This is a genomic window from Colwellia sp. C1TZA3 (assembly GCF_007954265.1).
In the GTDB taxonomy this organism is placed as follows: Bacteria; Pseudomonadota; Gammaproteobacteria; order Enterobacterales; family Alteromonadaceae; genus Cognaticolwellia.
This window is the reverse complement of sequence record NZ_VOLS01000052.1, coordinates 1-22032: the sequence shown is the minus strand read 5'-3', so window position 1 is coordinate 22032 and position 22032 is coordinate 1. Positions and strand designations below refer to the sequence as shown.

Here is a 22032-nt window from a genome sequence, read left to right as displayed (position 1 = left end):
GCACCGCTGGATGTGTTATACCAATCCCATTAAGTTATTGCTCACTTGTACTAGTTAAAATAGCTCAAGGCTGTGTTGCTCTCAATTCCAATAGCCAGCTATTGCTCAATCGAGCGCCTTACCTTGAGTTATTTTTCCTGCGCACAACAAGATCACAAACTTAATGAAACTGGTATTACTTTGCGTTCGGGGGTATTAAATAGTAATGCTGGATAATATCGGTTGTTCTACCTGTAATTTCAACATAAAACTACTCAACAACATGATTCTCAATCATAGTGGGTATTAAAGCACTCATCATCGACTCATCTTTATCATTATGGGGTTAGTTGGGAAATAATAATTCAGTAATACCATGAAGCTATTGATTTTGATGATTAAATTTTAATTATCCTTGATATAAATGTTCAAAGTTTGGAATATTACTTTCCCAAATAGGTATCGTTTTGCCAATATATTCGCGAACTGCATCAAAAAATAGTCGCGTTCTTACCGGCAGATCTCGGTGGGGATATATTGCATACATGGCACTGTAATCTGACAATTGTATGTCTGTCAGCAATGGCACTAATTGCCCATCAGCAACTTCATTGCCAACCGTCAACGCTGGCACCACGACAAATGCAGTGCCAGAAAGCGCTTTTAGCAACAATACTTCGGCATCATTCGCTCGAAAGACACTTTTTATGGTTTTTTCATTCTTATCGCCATGTTTATCAATCGTGCTGATACTGGTTACTCTAAGCGAATTGCTGGTATAGCTTGCCGCAGGCAATAGTGCGAGTTCATCGATAGTTTTAGGCATGCCATAACTGTCGATAAATTCCGGTGACGCTAAAATAATCATGCGATTACGGGCAAGTTTTCGGGCAATTAAAGTCGAATCTTTTGGTTCGCCAATACGAAATGCCAAATCAAAACCTTCTGCAACAATGTCCATAACACGATCATCTAAATGCAATTCAACTTCAACTTGCGGAAAGCGCTTTTGAAAATCATTGATCACCGGTTGTAAATATCGTTTAGCGATGATGGTTGGCGAGGTGATTTTTAATACGCCTCGGGGTTCTTGGTGATAATTTTCAGCCAACCTAATGGTATGTCCGAGTAATTCTCGCAACTCACGAGATTTTTTTATCATTTCTGCACCTGCAGCGGTAAGTGAAAAAGAACGGGTCGTTCTATTTAACAGCCTTACGCCCAAATCATCTTCAAGTCGGCTAATTTGCTTTGAAATCACTGAGCGGTCAATGTTTCTACTTTCTGCTGCGCTTGAAAATGAACCCAGTTCAACGACATCTAGCAACATTAATAACCGGCTTGTTGTATCCATTATTCTCTCCTTAGCACTCCAATTGGTGCCATTTTTGCACTAATGAATTTAAAATACTATGGTATTTGTCCACATATTTATTCCGTATCATGCACGCCATGAACTTTAAGCATATTATTTCCAGCAAAACGAGAGTCAACATGAGCAAAAACATTTTTATTGCCGCTATCGTCATCATCAGCTTAGCTATAACAGGCTGTGCTGATGAGTCTGTACAAGCCCCTGTAAAACCACCATTACAACCCATCGATGTTGCAGAAGTTTTAATTAAACCTGTACAAAATTGGCATGTATATACTAGCCGTTTAGAGTCGCCAGAAGAAGTAGCGTTAATGCCACGCGTTTCAGGTGTTATTGACCACATTGCTTTTCATGAAGGTGACGATGTAAAACAAGGCGATTTATTATTTCAGCTTGATGATCGCCCATTTGCTGCCGTTGTTGCTGGCTTAGAAGCACAAATTCTTAGTGCAAATGCCGCATTAGAACAGGCCAAAAGTGAGGCAAAACGCGCTATACGACTAACCGAGCGCAAAGCTATTTCGACAGAACAAGCTGAATCTCGCACCTCAACGTTACATCAACGTGAAGCACAACTAGCGGCATTACAGGCTCAGCTGACTGCAGCACAACTTGATTTAGAGTTTACCGCTATTCGTTCGCCCATTAATGGCCTTATTTCACGTGCAAACATTACCCGTGGTAATAACGTGCTCGCCGGTCAAAGCATATTAACCTCAATTATTTCAAATAATGAAATGTATGCCTATTTTGATATCGATGAACGTACTTGGAATAGTTCATTTTCTGAGGTAACAGCGGCAAGTAAACAACAAGTTGTTATGCAAAAAGTAGGACAAGAGAGTTTCACATATGATGGTTATATTAACTTTATTGATAACCGTATTAACGCTGCAACCGGTACCTTGCGTGTACGCGCTATTTTTGAAGATAATGCAGCAAACAGGCCATTACGTGCCGGATCTTTTGCTCGTATTAAGCTCGCGGCTAATGCTATTACTAAACAAATAATTATACCCGAACGCGCCATAGGCACAGATTTGAAAAATCGTTTTGTACTTACAGTAGATAAAAACAACGTTCTAGAGTACAAATTAGTTAAAATAGGCGAACGTTATGGAAAATTACGTGCGATTACCGCCGGTTTGAACAAAGGCGACATTATTGCTGTTAACGGCCCAGCTCGTGTTGGTCCAGGCATGCCAGTTAACCCAACAACCGTCGCCATTGATACCACCGATATCGCATTTACTTTGTCTGCAACTGACAGTGTTAGCCTTGTTGCTAAACACTAAGAGCTTATCATGAAATTTTCTCACTTTTTTATTCAACGACCTATCTTTGCGGCCGTATTATCACTGATGATTTTAATTGGTGGTGGGATTTCATTATTCCAACTACCTATCAGTGAATACCCAGAAGTTGTACCACCTACAGTAGTAGTGACCGCTAGTTATCCAGGTGCAAACCCAACAGTTATTGCACAAACGGTAGCGACGCCGCTTGAGCAAGAAATTAATGGTACTGAAAACATGCTATATATGTTTTCACAAGCGACCAGTGATGGCCGTATGACATTAACAGTTACCTTTGCCTTAGGTACCGATTTAGACCGTGCACAAGTACAAGTGCAAAACCGCGTAAACAGCGCATTGCCGCGTTTACCTGAAGAAGTACAACGTTTAGGCGTAGTCGCCGAAAAGTCATCGCCTAACCTCACCATGGTGGTACATTTGTACTCGCCTGAAAAAACCCACGACACCGCCTATTTATCTAACTATGCCGATTTAAACATTAAAGATGAAATTGCGCGTTTACCCGGCGTGGGTGACATTCGTTTATTCGGTGGTGGTAAGTACGCAATGCGAGTTTGGTTAAACCCAGATGTACTTGCCGCGCGTGGACTTACAGCAACAGATGTTGTAACGGCATTGCGCGCTCAAAATCAACAAGTTGCCGCAGGTAGCTTAGGCGCACAACCTATTTCTAACGACAGTCAATTCCAAATACTGTTAAACGTTAAGGGCCGTTTAAATAGCATTGAAGAATTTGAACAAGTAATTGTTAAAGTCGGTGACCAAGGTCAGTTAACACGTTTATCTGATGTGGCACGTGTTGAGTTAGGTCAAGACTCTTACTCACTACGTGCTGAACTTGATAACCAACCAGCACTAGCCATGCCTGTTTTTCAACGCCCTGGCTCAAACGCGATAGAATTATCTGACCAAGTACGCGAGACCATGGCGCGTTTATCAAAAGATTTCCCTGCCGGGGTTAAATACGACATTGTTTACGACCCAACAGTATTCGTACGCGGATCTATTGACGCGGTTATTACCACCTTATTAGAAGCTATTGCACTAGTGGTTATTGTCGTTATTGTATTTTTACAAACATGGCGTGCGTCGATCATTCCATTAATTGCTGTGCCTATTTCACTCATTGGTACGTTTGCCGTAATGCAGTGGTTAGGGGTATCAATTAATACGCTATCGTTATTTGGTTTAGTGCTAGCGATAGGCATTGTGGTAGACGATGCCATTGTGGTGGTAGAAAATGTTGAACGTAACATCGAAAAAGGCTTATCACCACTTGAAGCTACACGTGTTGCGATGAGCGAAGTAACCGGTCCTATTATTGCCATTGCCTTAGTACTGAGCGCCGTATTTATTCCTACCGCTTTTATTAGCGGTCTGTCGGGGCAGTTTTATAAACAATTTGCGCTGACTATTACTATTTCTACTATTATTTCGGCTTTTAACTCACTGACCTTATCACCAGCTTTAGCGGCATTATTATTAAAGCCGCATGATGCAAAACCTGATGCCTTTACCCGCTTACTCAATAAGTTATTCGGCCGCTGGTTGTTTAAGCCATTTAACCGGGTATTTAATCGTGGTGCTAAAGGTTATGAAAAGCTAGTACAAAAACTTATCCGAATGACGGTTGTTGTTATGGTGGCTTATATCGCCTTAGTTGGCGGCACAATTAAGTTGTTTGACACCGTACCAGGTGGTTTTATTCCACAGCAAGATAAACAATACTTAGTGGCGATTGCCCAGTTACCCGATGCAGCAAGCCTTGACCGCACCCAAGATGTGGTTGCCCAAATGCAGCGAATTGCCTTAGACGTGCCGGGCGTAGCACACACGGTAGCATTTCCTGGTTTATCAGTTAACGGATTTACCAACAGCCCGAACAGCGGTATTGTATTTACCCCACTTGATAGCTTTGATAAACGTACCGACCCAAGTCAATCCGCTATGGCTATCGCAGCACAATTAAACCAGCGTTTTGCTGCTATTGACGAGGCCTTTGTCGCGGTATTCCCACCACCGCCAATTCAAGGCCTAGGCACGACTGGTGGTTTTAAATTACAAATTGAAGACAGAGCAAATAAAGGCTTTGAAGCATTATTTAATAGTCTACAAGCGGTTATTGCGAAAGCGCAAACAGATCCAGCATTAATCGGGCTTTACTCAAGTTTTCGTATTCAAGTGCCACAAATGGATATTGAGGTTGACCGCGAACAAGCACTGATTCAAGGTATTCCATTAAATGAAGTCTTTGACGCACTGCAAATTTACCTAGGCTCAGTATACGTCAACGACTTCAACTTATTTGGCCGTACTTACCAAGTTAAGGCGCAAGCCGATGCTGATTATCGATTAGATCCAGATCAAATCCTTAATTTAAAAGTACGTAACCGTGCAGGTAACATGGTGCCATTAGGCTCAGTATTAACAGTAACACCCGCTATTGGCCCTGATCGTGTCATGCATTACAACGGATATCCAAGTGCAGAGCTTAACGGCAGCCCAGCACCAGGGTACAGCTCTGACCAAGCACAATTAGCTATCGAAAAAGTACTCGCTAAGACATTACCAGCAGGTATTGAATATGAGTGGACAGAAGTCACCTATCAGCAAGTACTGGCAGGTAACACTATGGTTTATGTCTTCCCCTTAGTCGTGTTATTAGTATTTATGGTGCTTGCCGCTCAGTACGAAAGCCTGCGCTTACCGCTGGCTATTATATTAATAGTACCCATGACCATATTCTCCGCCTTACTGGGGGTCTGGTTTGTTGGGGCAGATAATAATATATTCACACAAATAGCGCTAATAGTGCTAGTAGCGTTAGCGTCCAAAAACGCCATATTAATGGTCGAGTTTGCTAAAGATAAACACGACAACGGTTTATCGCATTTAGAGGCAATACTTGAGGCCTGTCGTATGCGTTTACGACCCATTTTAATGACCTCAATTGCTTTTACTGCCGGTGTTGTGCCATTGGTGTTAGCGACGGGTGCAGGGGCAGAAATGCGTCATGCCATGGGTAACGCTGTATTTTCTGGGATGATCGGTGTGACCATATTTGGCTTATTATTTACCCCAGTATTTTATATGTTAGTGACGAGCAAAAAAGCTAATACGCAGGAGGTATCTCATGACTAAATTAGAACAAAAAAGGCTTAAAACAAGCTTAACTGCTAGTGCGGTATTAGTCGTTGCGCTTGTATCAGGCTGTGCAAGTAAAATTGATACCATAAGCGAGCAAAACCTCATTAACGAATTAGTCGCTAAAGCAAATATTGCCAGTGAGTTAGGTGAAGAGTTAGATGGAAAATTAAGCGACGCAGATGAAACAAACTGGTGGCAAAAACTTGATTCAAGCCAACTCAACCAATTAGTAACAGAGGCTTTGGCAAATAATCATGACTTACAAACTAGCCAATTAATCCTTAAAAGTGCATTAGCACGATTAGGTGAGCAAGAAGCACAATATCTGCCGCAAGGGGGTGTTAAGATTGGTGCCCAACGCAGAGGTTTAGGCGATACAAACAGCCGCCAGTCGAGTGCTAATGTAGCACTTAATTGGCAGCTTGATTTATTTGGCCGTATTACCGCCTTGGTTGATGCTGCAAATGCATCTGCCATGAGCCAAGCCGAAAAAGTGCGCTTATTACAAATTGAGCTGGTTTCATCAGTCGTTAAAGGCTTTGTAAGCTATCAAGGCAATGTAGAAAAACAACACATTCTTACCATGCAGATAGCAGCCTTAATGCAAAGTATTGATGTGCTACAAGCACGTGTAGACGAAGGCGTAGCAAACGATCTCGATTTAAACCGAACCATGGCACAACTTAAACAGCAGCAAGCATTAATGCCGGTTATCGAATACGCTAAGTACCGTGACTTATCTACACTTGCCGTACTGACAGGGCGTTTAGCGCAAAACGTTACATTAACTAACGAACAAGCTATTTTACAGCATGAATTTAGTGTTTCGTTAAGCGAGCCTAATGACGCCATTGCACTTAGACCTGATATTAGCCGAGCACTTTACGACTTTAGCCAAGCGAATAGCTTAGGTGTTTCAGCCAGCAAAGCACTATTGCCTGATATTAGTTTAGCAAGTTTTGCTGGTGTCGTCAGCATAGGTAGCAATGGCTTTAGTGACACCCAGCAGCAGTGGCAAGTAGCACCACAACTTCAGTGGTCATTACTCAGTTATCCTGCTTTGTTAGCGCAGCGCGACGCACAGCAATTTTTAAGTAAAGCGGCGTATAGTGATTACCAACAGGTGGTGCTAAATGCACTTAGTGAAAGTGAGCTTTCTCTGCAATTGTTAGTAAATCAGGCTCAGCAAAAACATTTTGCTGACCAACGCTATCGCTTTGCTAATAAAGCATTTTTACAAGCAGAAGCCATGTACCAAGAAGGTCAAATCCCTTACTTAGCGTTGTTAGATGCACGTCAGGGTGTTTTAATAGCACAAGAAAATGCTGTTGATTCAACGATTTCGTCCTTACTTGCTAAAGTAAATGCCTACCAGTCGTTTAACGGGCAATGGAGCTATGCGTTAAGCAATACTAATAAGTAGAGTTATATTGATGCCAAATACTAATATTTTACCTGAAAAAACTTCAGCGCAAACTATGAGAGCCATTGTTCTACCCGAAGCTAATGAAGCGATTCGCTTAGAGAATATTGAGCTTAGTGTGCCTCAATGCAGTGGTAATGAACTGTTAATAAAAGTTGAATATGTTGGCCTTAACCCATTAGATGCACAATATGCAAAAACTGGCTTTTGCCAATGGCAATATCCGCATGTGCTTGGGTTAGATGCTGTAGGTATCGTTGTTAACGCGCCAAAAGGCATTTATCCTCCTATTGGCGCACGCGTTATGTGGCATGCCAGTATGGGAGCACAAGGTGTACTCAGCGAGTATGCCAAAGTACCAAACTATGCAGTTTCTGTAGTACCGGAAAGTGTTAGTCCTGAAAAAGCGGCAGCACTGCCTTGTGCAGGTATGACAGCGTTAATTTCACTCGAAAAATTACAAATTACTGAAGGTGATACTCTCTTGATTGAAGGGGGGGCAGGTGCCGTTGGTCAAATTGCTATTCAATTTGCTAAACTACGTGGCGCCGATGTATTTACCACCGCAGCAAAACGTAATCATAAATTAGTCAAGTCTTTAGGTGCCGACGCGGTATTTGATTATCAAGATAAAAAACTCTGTGAAAAGATTCGCCGAGCATTAGGCCCACAAGGCTTTGACGCGGTACTTGACTCTATTGGTGGTGATGTTACCGCACGAAATATTGAATTAATGCGCTTTTGTGGTCGCATTGCGTGTTTAAAGCCCTTACCTAGCTTTGAACAAGACCTGCTGTTTAAAAAAGCACCTAACATTAGCATTGTGTCGCTTGCAGGTGCATGGCTAGCCAATAGTTTATGTGCACAGCAGCGCATGAGTTTTATGAGCAACTTACTACTTGATAGCGTTGCAAAAGGTGATTTAATTGTGCCAGATGTTAGCCTAGTTGCATTTAATGCAGCACATATTTCTGCGGCGCTAAATGAGCAACTCGCGGGTGGTTTTACTGGAAAGAAAGTAGTAAAAATAAAGACGGCTTGAATGTATTAATAACCTAGCTTGCTTATTACCTATTAATAACTTAACCCGTTTTTAACCTCACTTCCACCTCAGCATAAAAATCATTTACTGCCGAGTAAGCAGCATATAACTTATACCAATTTGATTAATTAAGTGGTCTACTTTTTTATGAGGAAAAATGAAGAAATACAAGACATAAAATTTAGTCAGTAATTTTTTATTTTAACCATTAAAAATGAGCAGATAATTAATCAATTTGGTATTAAGTCAGTTAAGTTAATTATCCTTATTTAAAAGGAAACGTTTAAAGTCACTAGCAAGCAACGGTTTTGCAATATAATAGCCTTGTCCTAAATCACAACCAATTTCTTTCAGCTTTTGATATTGCTCTGGGGTTTCAATGCCTTCTGCGGTGGTTTTTATTTTCAATACTTTAGCTAAATTCACCACAGCGTCTAATATCAACACCTTACTGCTCACTTCATTGATGTCATCAACAAAACTTTTATCTATTTTCAAATAATCTAAAGAAAATTGATGTAGATAACTCAGCGACGAAAAGCCTGTGCCAAAATCATCCAAGGCGACTGAAATATTAAGGCTTTTCAAAATAGCTAAATGTTCTTTTACTGCGTCAACGTTTAAAATTAAACTTTCTTCAGTAATTTCTACACATAATCGCTCAGTAATCTCTGCAGACTCCAGGTGTTGTTCTTGCAAGTAATGAATAAAATCTGGTGACGCAAAACCTGATGTTGAGACATTGACATTAAGCTTAAATTTATCTGGCAGCCAGTCAGCCCAAAGCGTTAGGTTACTCACCGCCAACTTCAGCATATAAAGATCAAGCTGCACTATTTGTCCTGACTTTTCTAAAATAGGAATAAAAATATCTGGAAACAAAAGTCCTAATTTAGGGTGCTGCCAACGTACCAAAATTTCAGCACCAATCACATCACTGGTGTCAAAATCAATTAACGGTTGATAATTGCCGATAAACTCTAAATTTTTAACTGCATGATCAAAATCGTACTCAACTTTAACATTGGTTGATTTATTTTTGTCTTCAAGCGCTTCAAAAACTACATACCGATTGCGACCTTTGAGTTTAGCTTGATACATGGCATGATCAGCATCAATTAATAATTGGTCGGCACTCTCACTCGTCTCATTGTAAGTCGCGATGCCAATACTGACACTGCTGAAAATATTCAAACCATCGATATTAAAAGCCCCTGACATCACCTCAATAATACTTTCAGTTATCCGACAAATGGTCTCATAATCAATCTTACCATCAAGTAATATGGCAAATTCGTCGCCACCTAAACGCGCTAATGTATCAGTGTTTCTTAAGGTTGTCTTTATTGATTTTACAATAGCAATAAGTAACTTATCACCAACATGGTGACCATAAGTGTCGTTGACTTGCTTAAATCTATCGACATCAATAAACAGTATAGCTAAATTGTCTTGGCGATTATTCTGGCAATGTAAAAACGCATGTTGGATCCTATCTTTAAATAGGGATCGGTTTGGTAAGTCGGTCAGAGGATCATGTAATGCTAGAAATTGAAGCTTTTGCTTAGCTGCCATTCTTTCAATGGCATTGTTGATGTGCTTCGCTACAAAAGATAACAGTTGTTTGTCTTTTTCTTGGAATAAGAAGTCAGTACTATAACTTTGTACCACCACAATACCTTTACTGTCACCGCTACCAAAAGGCACACCTAACCAAGCTTTTGGTATGCTCCCTAAAATATAGAGTTCCTTGTTATCAAGCATTTTTTTAATATCTTTTTCATATAATAAAAAAGGTTTATCTTTTGACAGGGTATAACCTGTAATACTTAGATGTTTTGGATCAATGGCCACTTGTTCGAATATCTTTCCTTGATCTAACTCATCAACAATATCTTGATCAAGCTCGTCTACCGCATAAGGAAATTCAATGGTTTTTCCGTCGTCTTTAAGTAAGGCAACAAAAAAGTTTTTTGCAAAAGTAAGACGGCCAATACATTGATGTAAACTCCGATAAAACTCGCCCATAGTTTTAGTGGTAAACGTAAGTTCGGCAATCTCGAATAAAGCATCTTGAATTTTATTAGCATATTCTAAATTTTCAATAATCTCTTCCAAACCATCAACTTTGATGATTTGAGATATTTTCATTGCGGCAAGAGAAGCTAATGCGGTAAGTGTTTTCAGATGATATTCAGTATAAAAGCCAACCCGAGTATGTTCGGTGTCAATAACACCTAATAATTGCTCTTTAAATAAAATAGGAACGGCTAGCTCTGATAGAGTAGTTTCATCTTCAACGATATAGCCAGCAAATTCTCGGATATCTTTCACTAATATCGCTTGCTTAGTTGCCGCAACCTTACCAATAACGCCTTCATTAAAAGGGATAACCATCAAGTTAGACGAAGTATCTCTTATTTCAGTATTACTGCTTTCATCATGATTGCTGAAGGTTTTCTTCTCAAAGCCCGACATGCGACTTAACGTTTCTCCTCCGGCATCTAAAGTGTAAATAACCGCATCTTCAAAACCGAGTTTTTCAACCATATTTTGTGCTAAATACTGCCACACTTCATTAGGGGTATTTAATAACAAAATATCAGTAGCAAACTGATTGGTGATGATTAAACTTTTTATCGTTTGTGATTTAGATAGTACTGACAAATTTATGATGCCTAGAAGTTATGTAAAATATATATACCCACTCCTTTGGCTATTAAGTGCTCTCAAAGTGCAAACTTACATCTTAATTAAAGCAAATTTTTAATCAGGTGTCTATTGACCCATGTCATAAAAATGCGAATAGCTAATACGCTATTAAAGTAAATTGTTACTAATAATATATTCATTAGTCTAAGGGCTTATACCTTATCCTTTACTTATAACAAGTTGATTAATTATCTGCTCATTTTTAATGGTTAAAATAAAAAACTACGGCGTCATAAAGTTTATAAGGTGGATAACTACTGACTAAATTTTATGTCTTGTATTTCTTCATTTTTCCTCATGAAAAAGTAGACCACTTAATTAATCAAATTGGTGTTACTGGGGTTTACATACGATTCAAGTGTTATTCGCAAACTATTAGCTTATTTTATAATCGCAAATAGCGTAAGTTTTGCTGTCTTTACATAATGAATAAATATATTTCAGTAGCTGAAATTATCGGGTCGCATCATAAAAATAACAAATATATTACTCGGCTTAGCCAGCCATTCATTTTGAAAAATTAACTAGTGATTTGTATTATCACTAATTAAGTTTTATATTTTCCTCTTCAATAACATAGGAAAAATACTGCATATTAACGCTGCTCAGTCTAATCTAATCTAAAATGACATTGCATGCAATATTTGCATCACCATAGTCGATTAACCTAAAAAGTAAGCAATTGAGCTCGTACACTATCGCGGAAAAGTTAACTAATACCAATCAAACTAACTAAGTGATCTTTTTAAATGGTCCAAATATCCAATAACATCGTTGCTTTCAATCCCAATAGCCAGCTATTGCTCAATCAAGCGTCTTGTTCTTGAAAATTTACCCTCATTAAAATTTGCACCATTAATTAATTTGATTGGTATAATACCAATCCCATTAAGTTATTGCTCACTTGTACTAGTTAAAATAGCTCAAGGCTGTGTTGCTCTCACTCCCAATAGCCAGCTATTGCTCAATCGAGCGCCTACCTTGAATTATTTTTCCTGCGCACAACAAGATCACAAACTTAATGGAACTGGTATAATACCAAGTTGATTAATCAACTATTAAGTTTGATCAAAAAAGGGTAATAACAGTGACGTTATTACCCTTTTTTATATGCTTTGAACTGGAAACTAGTGGATTTCAGAGACCATATTGACGGTATATTTAGGAATCTCTACTACTAAGTCTTCATCGCCGACTAATGCTTGGCAACCAAGGCGCGATTCTGGCTCTAAACCCCAAGCTTTATCAAGCATATCTTCTTCGAGTTCATCGCCCTCTGTGATAGAGTCAAAACCTTCACGGATAATCATATGACACGTAGTACAAGCGCACACTTTTTCACAAGCGTGCTCAACACCAATATCGTTTCTCAGTGCTACATCTAATACGCTCTCGCCTTTTTTGGCTTCTACTACTGCGCCTTCTGGGCAAAGATCTGCATTAGGTAAAAATATAATTTGTGGCATGTAACTAAACCTCGTCTACTGAATGGCCAGATAGTGCTGTTCTGATAGATGAATCCATCCTACGTTCAGCAAATGTGGCAGTGCTATTGTTTAATATCGCTATTGCCGCTTCAACTTCATCGGCATTACCTGTTTGACTTGTTTTTTTCAGCGCAGAAATAGCGCTATTTATTTTGCTAATTTCTGTAGTGTTTAATAAAGCGCTATCAGCAAGAAGTGCTGCTTGAATCGACTCAATCACTTGTGACGCTTCAACTTGCTGCTCTTTCAACATCCGTACTTGCATGTCTTGCTCAGCATTTTCCATGGAGTCTTTCAGCATGTTAGTGATTTCATCTGCTGCTAATCCAAAGCTTGGCTTAACAGTGATACTTGATTCCACACCGGTTGATTTCTCCATCGCTGAGACTTCTAACAAACCATCTGCGTCTACTTTAAAAGTAACACGAATATGTGCTGCACCGGCGGTCATGGCCGGAATGCCACGAAGTTCAAAACGTGCTAATGAGCGGCAATCGTCAACTAGCTCTCGTTCACCTTGTAATACATGCAAAGCCATCGCCGTTTGACCATCTTTGAAAGTGGTAAATTCTTGCGCTTTAGCCACAGGGATAGTGGTGTTGCGTGTAATAACCTTCTCAACTAAGCCACCCATGGTTTCTAGGCCCAGTGATAAAGGGATAACATCAAGTAGCAGGATATCGCTCTCAGGCTTGTTACCTGCCAAAATATCAGCTTGAATAGCCGCACCTAAAGCAACCACTTTATCAGGGTCAATTGAAGTTAAGGGTTGGCGTTTGAAAAAGCCTTCAACCTCCTGACGTACTAGCGGTACACGAGTAGAACCGCCAACCATCACCACTTCAATAATATCACTAATATCTAGCTCTGCATCTTTTACCGCTCGGCGACAGGCACGCAATGTTTTCTTGACTAGTGGTGCGATCAACTGCTCAAACTCAACTCGAGTAAAGCTGCTGCTCCATGTTTTTTCATTGGCCAGTGTTAGTGAAATGTCAACACGGTCAATGTTTGACAATTGCTCTTTAACAAAACACGCTTGCTGAGTTAATTGCCGTTCCATTGAAGTAGACAAAGGGCGAACCAAGCCTGCTTGATTAATGATATGTTCGACTAACATGCCATCAAAGTCATCACCACCGAGCGCAGAATCACCGCCGGTAGCTAACACTTCAAATACGCCTTTATTGAGGCGTAATATTGAAATATCAAAGGTGCCGCCGCCTAAATCATAAACCGCAACAACGCCTTCTTGTTTTCCTTGATGTTCAGTGTCTAAACCATAAGCAACCGCAGCCGCTGTCGGTTCGTTAAGTAAACGTAAAACATTGACACCGGCTAATTTTGCCGCATCTTTCGTACTATGGCGTTGCGCATCATCAAAATAGGCCGGCACGGTAATAACCACGCCCGTTAGTTCACCACCTAGCGATAACTCAGCACGTTTTACTAAGGTTTTAAGTATTTCTGCCGACACTTGTACGGGATTCACTTCGCCTGTACGAGTTGTTATTGAGGGGTGATTTTCATCACCACAAAAGACATACGGTAGTGATGTATATTTTGTCGTTATATCAGCTGTAGAGCGACCAATTAGGCGCTTTGCTGATACGATAGTATTTTCAGGGTCACTCACGGCTAACGCTTTTGCGTCATGACCGACAAGAATGCCATTGCTTTGATAACTGACCACTGACGGTAAAATATCAGCGCCATTGTCATCAACAATAGTTTCAGCTAGGCCACTTTTTACGCTAGCAATTAAAGAATTTGTCGTACCAAGATCAATACCCGCCGCAAGGCGATGGGCGTGAGGAACTGTACTTTGCCCTGGTTCAGCGATTTGTAATAATGCCATTGTAAAAGCTCGTTAGGTGATAGTTTTACGGATTTTTTATTAACAACGGCATTTGTTTTTAAAAAAAGTCAATGCCGTTGTTAACGTCTTAATTTTTTATAGCTCAGTCGTCTAGCAATAACTCTTCGAGCTTATCAAGCTCAACATGAAGCTTTTGATAGAACTTAAGTTTCCTTAAGTTATCACAAGCTAAGTTATTGGATTCTAGCGTATTTTCTGCCAATTGACTTTGTAGCTGATTAAAGAGTTGCTGAAATTCTGTTTCAAACACTTTTGAAGCATCAAGTACGGCTGCATCAACATCATCAGCTTGTTTGACTTCATCTAGCATTTCTCGCAATTCCATTTGATGCATTAAAAAACTCACATCACCAAAAGATGCCTGCTCATTAGGCATGCTAATACCGCGCAATTCTAGAAGATATTGCGCGCGTTTTAGTGGGGTTTTTAGCGTTTGATAGGCATCGTTAATCAAGGTTGATTTTTTAACAGCTAGCATTTTCTCTTGGCTTGAGCCATGAGCAAAACGATCAGGATGTACTTTTTTTTGTAATGTTTGATAAATTGTTGAAAGCTTAGCCAGGTCAATTGTAAACTGAATATCTAAGCCAAATAATTGAAAATAATTCACAACAACTCCAGTGAAATTAATCGCTCACTAAACATTAAAACTTTCACCACAACCACATTCGCCTTTAGCGTTTGGGTTGGTGAATTTAAAGCCTTCGTTCAAACCTTCTTTAACAAAATCAAGTTCGATACCATCAAGATAAACCAGGCTTTTGCCATCAATAATGATATTGACATCATTGATAGAAAACATCGAGTCATCGTCATTTAGATCATCTACAAATTCAAGTACATAAGCTAAACCAGAGCAACCCGTTGTTTTAATACCTAATCGTAGACCGAGGCCATTGCCTCGGTTTTCGATAAACGATTTTATCCTGTCAGATGCAGCAGGTGTCATCGTTACACTCATATTGCGTCTCCAGCTTAACCTTTATGCTTACTACGGTAATCTTCGATTGCCGCTTTAATTGCATCTTCTGCTAAAATTGAACAGTGAATTTTCACTGGCGGTAATGCAAGTTCTTCAGCAATCGCGGTGTTTTTGATTTCACCAGCTTCATCAACTGACTTACCTTTAACCCACTCTGTTACTAGTGAACTTGAGGCAATCGCAGAGCCACAACCGTAAGTTTTAAATTTCGCATCTTCAATAATACCATCAGCTGAAATTTTAAGTTGTAACTTCATCACGTCACCACATGCAGGTGCGCCAACCATACCCGTTGCAACTTGTGGGTCAGTCTTATCAAAAGAACCAACGTTGCGTGGATTTTCATAATGATCAATTACTTTTTCGCTATAAGCCATAATATTTCTCCTGGTGCTCTAGTGAGCAGCCCACTCTATTGAATCTATATCGATACCGTCTTTGAACATTTCCCAAAGCGGTGACATGTCACGTAAATGACCAATTGCCTTTTTAATCAGGACAATGGCATAGTCTATTTCTTCTTCTGTGGTAAAACGACCAAAGCTAAAACGAATTGAGCTGTGCGCCATTTCATCATTTAGCCCTAAAGCTCGAAGTACGTACGATGGTTCTAAACTTGCAGAAGTACAGGCTGAGCCTGAAGATACTGCTAAGTCTTTTAACGCCATGATAAGTGATTCACCTTCAACAAAGTTGAAACTGACATTTAAGTTACCAGGGTAACGTTGATCAAAATCGCCGTTAACAAAAACTTGTTCCATGTCGTTCAAACCAGCCCATAAACGATCACGCATTTTAGTTACGTGTATATGGTCTTGTACTAGTTCTTCTTTTCCAAGTCTAAATGCTTCACCCATACCAACAATCTGATGAGTCGCTAGTGTACCTGAACGCATACCACGTTCATGGCCGCCACCGTGCATTTGTGATTCAAGACGCACACGCGGTTTACGACTAACATATAAAGCGCCAATGCCTTTTGGACCATAGATTTTATGGGCAGAAAATGACATTAAATCCACTTTTAAAACTTGTAAATCAATGTCAATTTTACCAGCACTTTGCGCGGCATCAACATGAAAAATAATTTTACGTTCGCGACACATTTCACCAATGGCAGCAATATCTTGAATCACGCCAATTTCGTTATTAAGGTGCATGATACTAACAAGTACGGTATCTTCACGCATGGCGTCTTTTAATTTGTCTAAATCAATTAAGCCATTGCTTTCAGGGTCAAGGTAAGTAACCTCGAAACCTTGACGCTCTAATTCGCGACAAGTATCTAGTACCGCTTTATGTTCTGTTTTACAGGTAATAATGTGCTTACCTTTTTTACTGTAAAACTTAGCGGCACCTTTAATGCCTAAGTTATTCGACTCTGTTGCACCTGAGGTGATAACAATTTCGCGTGGGTCGGCGTTAATCAAATCAGCGATTTGATTACGAGCGATATCAACCGCTTCTTCCGCTTGCCAGCCGAATTTGTGTGAACGTGATGCTGGGTTTCCAAAAAAACCATCAGTAGTCATATATTGCATCATTTTTTCAGCAACACGTTTGTCTACCGGTGTTGTCGATGAATAATCAAAATAAATTGGAAGCTTCATTAATTAATAATCTCCAGTTGAACCAGCCATTAATGCCAGTCATTCATAATATTGCGGGTAGTAATTAAGGTCTCTAACGAAGGAGATTTGCGAGCTTTCGCTGTTGCTTCATCTTGTCGTTGTGACACTATTTTTACATTTCGTTGCTCGACGAGCTCGGCAAGTGAAATGCCTTTTAAAAAATCTTCAATTCTATCGCTTAAGTCAGTCCATAAATAATGCGTTAAACATTGCTGGCCATCTTGGCAATTACCTGTGCCACCACATTTAGTGGCATTGATACTTTCATCAACTGCGTTGATAACATCAGCAACGGTAATTTGCGCTGAACATTGACCTAACCGGTAACCGCCACCTGGTCCACGAACACTATTGACTAGTCCGTATTTTCTCAGCCGTGAAAAAAGTTGCTCTAGGTATGATAATGAGATGCCTTGGCGCTCGGAAATATCAGCCAGTGGAATAGGTCCTGTTATCGCATGAATAGCTACATCAAGCATTGCTGTTACAGCATATCGGCCTTTAGACGTCAATTTCATTTATTACCCCTATTAATTCGTTGGCAATTTTACATGTCCCTACAAAATATTCAACTAAATACCCGAGTGATTTACTCAAGTATTCTACGCGCCTTTGATAATTAGTCAATACGAAGGAATAAACATTAAAGTTTACATTACTCTAATGTTTAAATTTTCTTTGAGTAAAAATAATGCGGGGCTGGAAATTTATTATCAATAGCTAGCATAAATATCCGCTAGACTAGCAGCAAAAATAATCTCTAACCGCAATAAGCGATACTAAATTGCTGGATCAAAAGATTCTGTCGCACTTTCTCGACGTTTTGCTGCCGCTTTCTCATCTTCGTCAAACTCACCAACCCTTAATTCAGGTAGAGACTCTTGGCAAACATGACCTCCAAGCTGATTAACCTCTCGACATAAGTCGGAAACTTTATTTTCCATTAGATGCATATGATCAAGTAAACGACCTATCGCTTTAGCGACTGGATCTGGATTGTCAGTCGCCACTGCATAAGCATCAAAGCCATATTTTTTTGCGACTTTTTCACGTTTTTCTGCCGCACTATTGTCCTTTTTAGCGTTAACAATGCGAGCAGGAATGCCAACAGCTGTACCGTTTTCAGGAACATCTTTTACCACCACGGAGTTAGAACCCACTTTACCGTACTTGCCAATAGTAATTGGACCTAAAATTTTAGCACCAGCACCAATCACAACATTGTCCATTAAGGTTGGATGACGCTTTCCTTCCTTCCAGCTTGTGCCACCTAACGTAACCCCTTGGTATAACGTAACATCATCACCTATTTCAGCGGTACCACCGATCACCACACCCATACCATGGTCAATAAAAAATCGCCGACCAATCGTAGCACCAGGGTGGATCTCAATGCCGGTTAACCAACGAGAAAATGTTGATAGTGAGCGCGCTAACCATTTCCAATTACATTTCCATAAACGATGACTTAAACGATGAAACCACACCGCGTGCAGGCCAGGATAATTTGTTAAAACTTCGAAAACATTACGTGCGGCAGGATCTCGGTCAAATACACTATTGATATCTTCTTTCATGCGGTTAAACATACCACGTTCCTTAATTCTTAATTCTGCAGTCATGCTTGATGACTTAATTAGATGACCAAGCAAGGCTATAATTAATCTTTATTTTTTTCAGTGTCAGATGCTTTTGTAGCACGCTCAACTGAGGCTAAAATACCACGCATCATTTTCAATTCTTTTACATCAGGTCGTGCACGGTTAAACAAACGGCGCAGCTTAGTCATCACCAAACCTGGGTGACTTGGCATAATAAAGCCCGTTGCTTTTAACACATTTTCAAAATGCTGATAAAAACGTTCGGTTTCGTCAGCAAGCGGATATTCTTCATTTTCACTCAAGGTAAAGGCTTGTTGTTGATGGAGCAAGAAGCTTGTGCGCACTTCATAACTTAAAGTTTGTACTGCCATAGCCAAATTCAATGAGCTATATTCTGGGTTCGCTGGAATTTGGACATGAAAGTTACATAACTGAAGTTCTTCATTCGTTAAGCCACTGCTCTCACGGCCAAATACTAGTGCCACCGGATACTCTTGTGCTTCTGTGATCAGTTTTTCGCCACAACCTCTAGGCTCTAACATCGGCCAAGGTAACGTGCGCGACCGAGCACTTGTACCAACCACTAAACCACAATCTTTAATGGCTTCATCAAGTGTTGCCACTACTTTGGCATTTTTTAAAACATCAGTTGCGCCAGCAGCTAAAGCCTGTGCTTGACCATTGGGCATCTCAACAGGGTCAACTAAAACGAGATCAGTTAAACCCATTGTTTTCATGGCACGAGCGGCTGAGCCAATATTACGACAATCGGAGGTATTAACAAGAACGATACGAACCTTACTTAATAAAGAATCTGACATTATCTACACTTACTTAATTCGAGGGTAATAATTGCTTAGCATTATTGTAATTAGCTAACAACATTACCTATCTAGACGGCTAAAATTATCGATAATGTTAACACAGAACATTATCCTTGTACTGAGAAAAAATCACCGCTTTTATATTAGTTTTATAGTGTTTATTAATATGGCCTAGCTCTTTTACTTATAAGATGTAGAAATCATGGTCAATTTTATCTCCTTTCTTTATGACTTTATCTGACCTAATCAATATCAGTTTATTAATGGTAAAGAAGAGTGTCGCAAATTAATAATTAGTTTGCTATAATTCGCGCGCTTAATTTTTGGGGGGCGTCACAGTATGGCTCTCAACATTAACCTCGTTCTTTTACATAGCTGTTTATGACATTTTACAACATATAGGGTAGTCGATAATGCATCCGATGCTAAATATTGCTGTGCGCTCTGCGCGTGCTGCGGGCAAAGTAATTCTGCGCGCTTTTGAACAAGTAGATAAGATTGAAATTGAATCTAAGGGTACGAACGATATCGTTACTAATGTTGATATAAGTGCTGAACTAGCTATTGTTGAAACAATTCAAAAATCTTATCCTAATCACACTATTATTGGTGAAGAGTGTGGTTTAATTGAAGGTAAAGACAACGACTATCAGTGGGTTATTGACCCGCTTGACGGTACCTCTAACTTCGTTAAAGGTATTCCACACTTTGCCGTTTCAATCGCTTTAAAAGTGAAAGGCAAATTAGACCAATCAGTTATATACGATCCAATCCGTGGTGAGCTATTTACCGCAAGTCGTGGTAAAGGCGCTCAATTAAACGGTTTCCGTATTCGCGTAAAACAATCTAAAGAACTTAAAGGTTCTATTTTAGCGACGGGTTTCCCGTTTAAACATAAGCAACATACTGATGCTTATTTACAAATGTTTAAAACCCTCTTTGGTAAAACCTCTGATATGCGTCACGCTGGCTGTATCGCTTTAGATTTAGCTTATGTTGCTGCTGGACGAGTTGACGGATATTTTGAGATTGGTTTAAAACCTTGGAATACCGCCGCAGGTGAATTAATGATCATTGAAGCCGGCGGTTTAGTGACTGACTTTGTTGGTGGCCATAATCACAGTAACTCAGGTAATATAGTGGCAAGTAGCCCACGCTTAGCTAAAGAAATCTTAAAAGATATTCGACCTCATTTAGGTGATGCTCTAAGCAAGTAATAAAACACTTGAATTAAACATTACGATTAAAAGCGCCTTCTGGCGCTTTTTTTTTACCTATAAAAACATAACTGACATCGACACCATAGTTATACCAATCTCACTAATTATCTGATCATTTCTACTGGTTAAAACAACCCACTACTACATTATTTATTTAATAATTAGCACAACGAGTTATACCAACATCACTAATTATCTGATCATTTCTACTGGTTAAAACAACCCATTGCTGCGTTATTTATTTAATAATTAGCACAACGAGTTATTGAAATAAATGCCTTATATTGGGTCGTTTTTCCTGCGTACAAAGTAGACCACCTAATTAATGAAATTGGTATTAGGTAACTAGTGCCATCCTAAAAATTATTACGTTTTCAAATCAACCTGCTTTTTTATGGATAAATAAAGCGCATTAGAGCAATGCAGGGGCCATTATCAAAAAACTCTAGTATTATTAAACATCAATGACTAATACCAAGTTGATTAATTACCTGCTCATTTTTAATGGTTAAAATGAATAACTACAGCGTTATGAAATTTATAAGGTGAATAACTACTTATACCAGTTCCATTAAGTTTGTGATCTTGTTGTGCGCATGAAAAATAACTCAAGGTAAGGCGCTCGATTGAGCAATAGCTGGCTATTGGGAGTGAGAGCAACACAGCATTGAGCTATTTTAACTAGTACAAGTGAGCAATAACTTAATGGGATTGGCTATGTCGTAGTTAATTGATGCTATACTGAGGTTACATACAGTAATTGATGTGAGATTGTATATGAATAATTCATTTGAACAACTCGAACAATTAACTAGCCAACTAGCGATAGAGCAAAAAAAACTTTTAATCAACTTACTTGAAGGCCAAGTCTCAGGTCAAAGTTGTCTCGATGTTTTAAGCATGCATAGAGACAAAGCCAATCAATGCCCGCATTGCCAATCTCAAAAAATAAAGCGCAACGGGATTATAAATATGCGTCAGCGTTATGTTTGTAATACCTGTAGAAAGAGCTTTATGTCCACGTACAACACGCCATTTTATCGTCTGAGAGCACCTGAGAAATGGTTGGGGTATTTAGCTTGTATGATTAATAGTTTACCCATACGCCGCAGTGCTCAAGCGTGCCAGGTGACTAAAAACACGTCTTTATTGTGGAGACATAAGTTTCTTAAGCTATTAAATAGACAGTCAGAGACGCATTTGTCAGGCATTGTTGAAATGGATGAAACCCTATTTCGTTATTCTGAAAAAGGAAGTCGTCAGTTAACGCGTCCAAGTCATAAACGTGGTGGAGATAAAGCGGGTAAGGGCCGAGCCAAAGGCGACTGGGTAGCGGTATTGGTGGCTAGGGATAGACAGCAACAAACATTCGATAAGAAACTTGACCGCTCAACAGGCGCAAGTTTTTATCAAT

The 22032-nt window shown here is 39.6% G+C and carries 17 protein-coding genes; 6 read left to right on the top strand and 11 right to left on the bottom strand.

All coding sequences use genetic code 11. The annotated features are described in order from the left end of the window. Window positions 1-388: 388 nt before the first annotated feature. Window positions 389-1333 carry a LysR family transcriptional regulator gene (locus tag ESZ39_RS13850; protein ID WP_146880495.1) on the bottom strand — a complete coding sequence of 315 codons (945 nt, stop codon included), beginning with the start codon at window positions 1331-1333 and terminating at the stop codon, window positions 389-391. Window positions 1334-1473: 140 nt separating this feature from the next. Between ESZ39_RS13850 and ESZ39_RS13845 the strand changes: the two genes are divergently transcribed. Genes ESZ39_RS13845 through ESZ39_RS13830 form a run of 4 tightly spaced genes read left to right on the top strand, consistent with a single transcriptional unit; the run spans window position 1474 to window position 8282 of the window. Beyond that, complete coding sequence (locus ESZ39_RS13845) at window positions 1474-2649, top strand: efflux RND transporter periplasmic adaptor subunit (RefSeq protein ID WP_146880494.1); 1176 nt, start codon at window positions 1474-1476, stop codon at window positions 2647-2649. A gap of 9 nt (window positions 2650-2658) precedes the next feature. After that, window positions 2659-5811, top strand: coding sequence for an efflux RND transporter permease subunit (locus tag ESZ39_RS13840; RefSeq protein WP_146880493.1), 3153 nt, complete (start codon window positions 2659-2661; stop codon window positions 5809-5811). Continuing rightward, the gene (locus ESZ39_RS13835; protein ID WP_146880492.1) at window positions 5804-7240 is read left to right on the top strand and encodes a TolC family protein; all 1437 of its coding nucleotides are present in this window, start codon (window positions 5804-5806) and stop codon (window positions 7238-7240) included. The genes ESZ39_RS13840 and ESZ39_RS13835 overlap by 8 nt, the downstream gene beginning before the upstream one ends. Before the next feature lie 10 nt (window positions 7241-7250). Then, window positions 7251-8282 (top strand): zinc-binding dehydrogenase, encoded by a 1032-nt coding sequence (locus tag ESZ39_RS13830; protein ID WP_146880491.1) that lies wholly within the window; start codon window positions 7251-7253, stop codon window positions 8280-8282. Between the two features lie 255 nt (window positions 8283-8537). Here the strand turns inward: ESZ39_RS13830 and ESZ39_RS13825 are convergent, their stop codons facing one another. The 10 genes from ESZ39_RS13825 to trmJ all read right to left on the bottom strand — a co-directional run bounded on the left by ESZ39_RS13825 (window position 8538) and on the right by trmJ (window position 19395). Continuing rightward, window positions 8538-10949, bottom strand: coding sequence for an EAL domain-containing protein (locus tag ESZ39_RS13825; protein ID WP_146880490.1), 2412 nt, complete (start codon window positions 10947-10949; stop codon window positions 8538-8540). Window positions 10950-12121: 1172 nt separating this feature from the next. After that, window positions 12122-12460, bottom strand: coding sequence for an ISC system 2Fe-2S type ferredoxin (gene fdx, locus ESZ39_RS13815; RefSeq protein WP_146880488.1), 339 nt, complete (start codon window positions 12458-12460; stop codon window positions 12122-12124). A gap of 4 nt (window positions 12461-12464) precedes the next feature. Further along, the gene (hscA, locus tag ESZ39_RS13810; RefSeq protein WP_146880487.1) at window positions 12465-14339 is read right to left on the bottom strand and encodes a Fe-S protein assembly chaperone HscA; all 1875 of its coding nucleotides are present in this window, start codon (window positions 14337-14339) and stop codon (window positions 12465-12467) included. 103 nt (window positions 14340-14442) lie between these two features. Continuing rightward, window positions 14443-14970, bottom strand: a complete 528-nt coding sequence (gene hscB / locus ESZ39_RS13805) for a co-chaperone HscB (RefSeq protein ID WP_146880486.1) — start codon at window positions 14968-14970, stop codon at window positions 14443-14445. Between the two features lie 27 nt (window positions 14971-14997). After that, complete coding sequence (iscA, locus tag ESZ39_RS13800; protein WP_146880485.1) at window positions 14998-15321, bottom strand: iron-sulfur cluster assembly protein IscA; 324 nt, start codon at window positions 15319-15321, stop codon at window positions 14998-15000. Window positions 15322-15335: 14 nt separating this feature from the next. Beyond that, complete coding sequence (gene iscU, locus ESZ39_RS13795) at window positions 15336-15719, bottom strand: Fe-S cluster assembly scaffold IscU (protein ID WP_146880484.1); 384 nt, start codon at window positions 15717-15719, stop codon at window positions 15336-15338. 18 nt (window positions 15720-15737) lie between these two features. Then, window positions 15738-16952, bottom strand: coding sequence for an IscS subfamily cysteine desulfurase (locus ESZ39_RS13790; protein ID WP_146880483.1), 1215 nt, complete (start codon window positions 16950-16952; stop codon window positions 15738-15740). Window positions 16953-16981: 29 nt separating this feature from the next. Then, window positions 16982-17491 carry a Fe-S cluster assembly transcriptional regulator IscR gene (iscR, locus tag ESZ39_RS13785; RefSeq protein WP_146880482.1) on the bottom strand — a complete coding sequence of 170 codons (510 nt, stop codon included), beginning with the start codon at window positions 17489-17491 and terminating at the stop codon, window positions 16982-16984. Between the two features lie 261 nt (window positions 17492-17752). Continuing rightward, the gene (gene cysE / locus ESZ39_RS13780) at window positions 17753-18562 is read right to left on the bottom strand and encodes a serine O-acetyltransferase (RefSeq protein WP_146880501.1); all 810 of its coding nucleotides are present in this window, start codon (window positions 18560-18562) and stop codon (window positions 17753-17755) included. Window positions 18563-18633: 71 nt separating this feature from the next. Next, window positions 18634-19395: a tRNA (cytosine(32)/uridine(32)-2'-O)-methyltransferase TrmJ gene (gene trmJ / locus ESZ39_RS13775; protein WP_146880481.1), complete on the bottom strand. Its 762-nt coding sequence runs from the start codon at window positions 19393-19395 to the stop codon at window positions 18634-18636. Between the two features lie 416 nt (window positions 19396-19811). Here trmJ and suhB point away from each other — a divergent pair, with 416 nt between their 5' ends. Together suhB and ESZ39_RS13765 are read left to right on the top strand one after the other, a co-directional pair. Further along, complete coding sequence (gene suhB / locus ESZ39_RS13770) at window positions 19812-20615, top strand: inositol-1-monophosphatase (protein WP_146880480.1); 804 nt, start codon at window positions 19812-19814, stop codon at window positions 20613-20615. A gap of 780 nt (window positions 20616-21395) precedes the next feature. Further along, window positions 21396-22032, top strand: a 637-nt coding sequence (locus tag ESZ39_RS13765; protein ID WP_146880479.1) for an IS1595 family transposase, incomplete at its 3' end; no start/stop codon positions are given.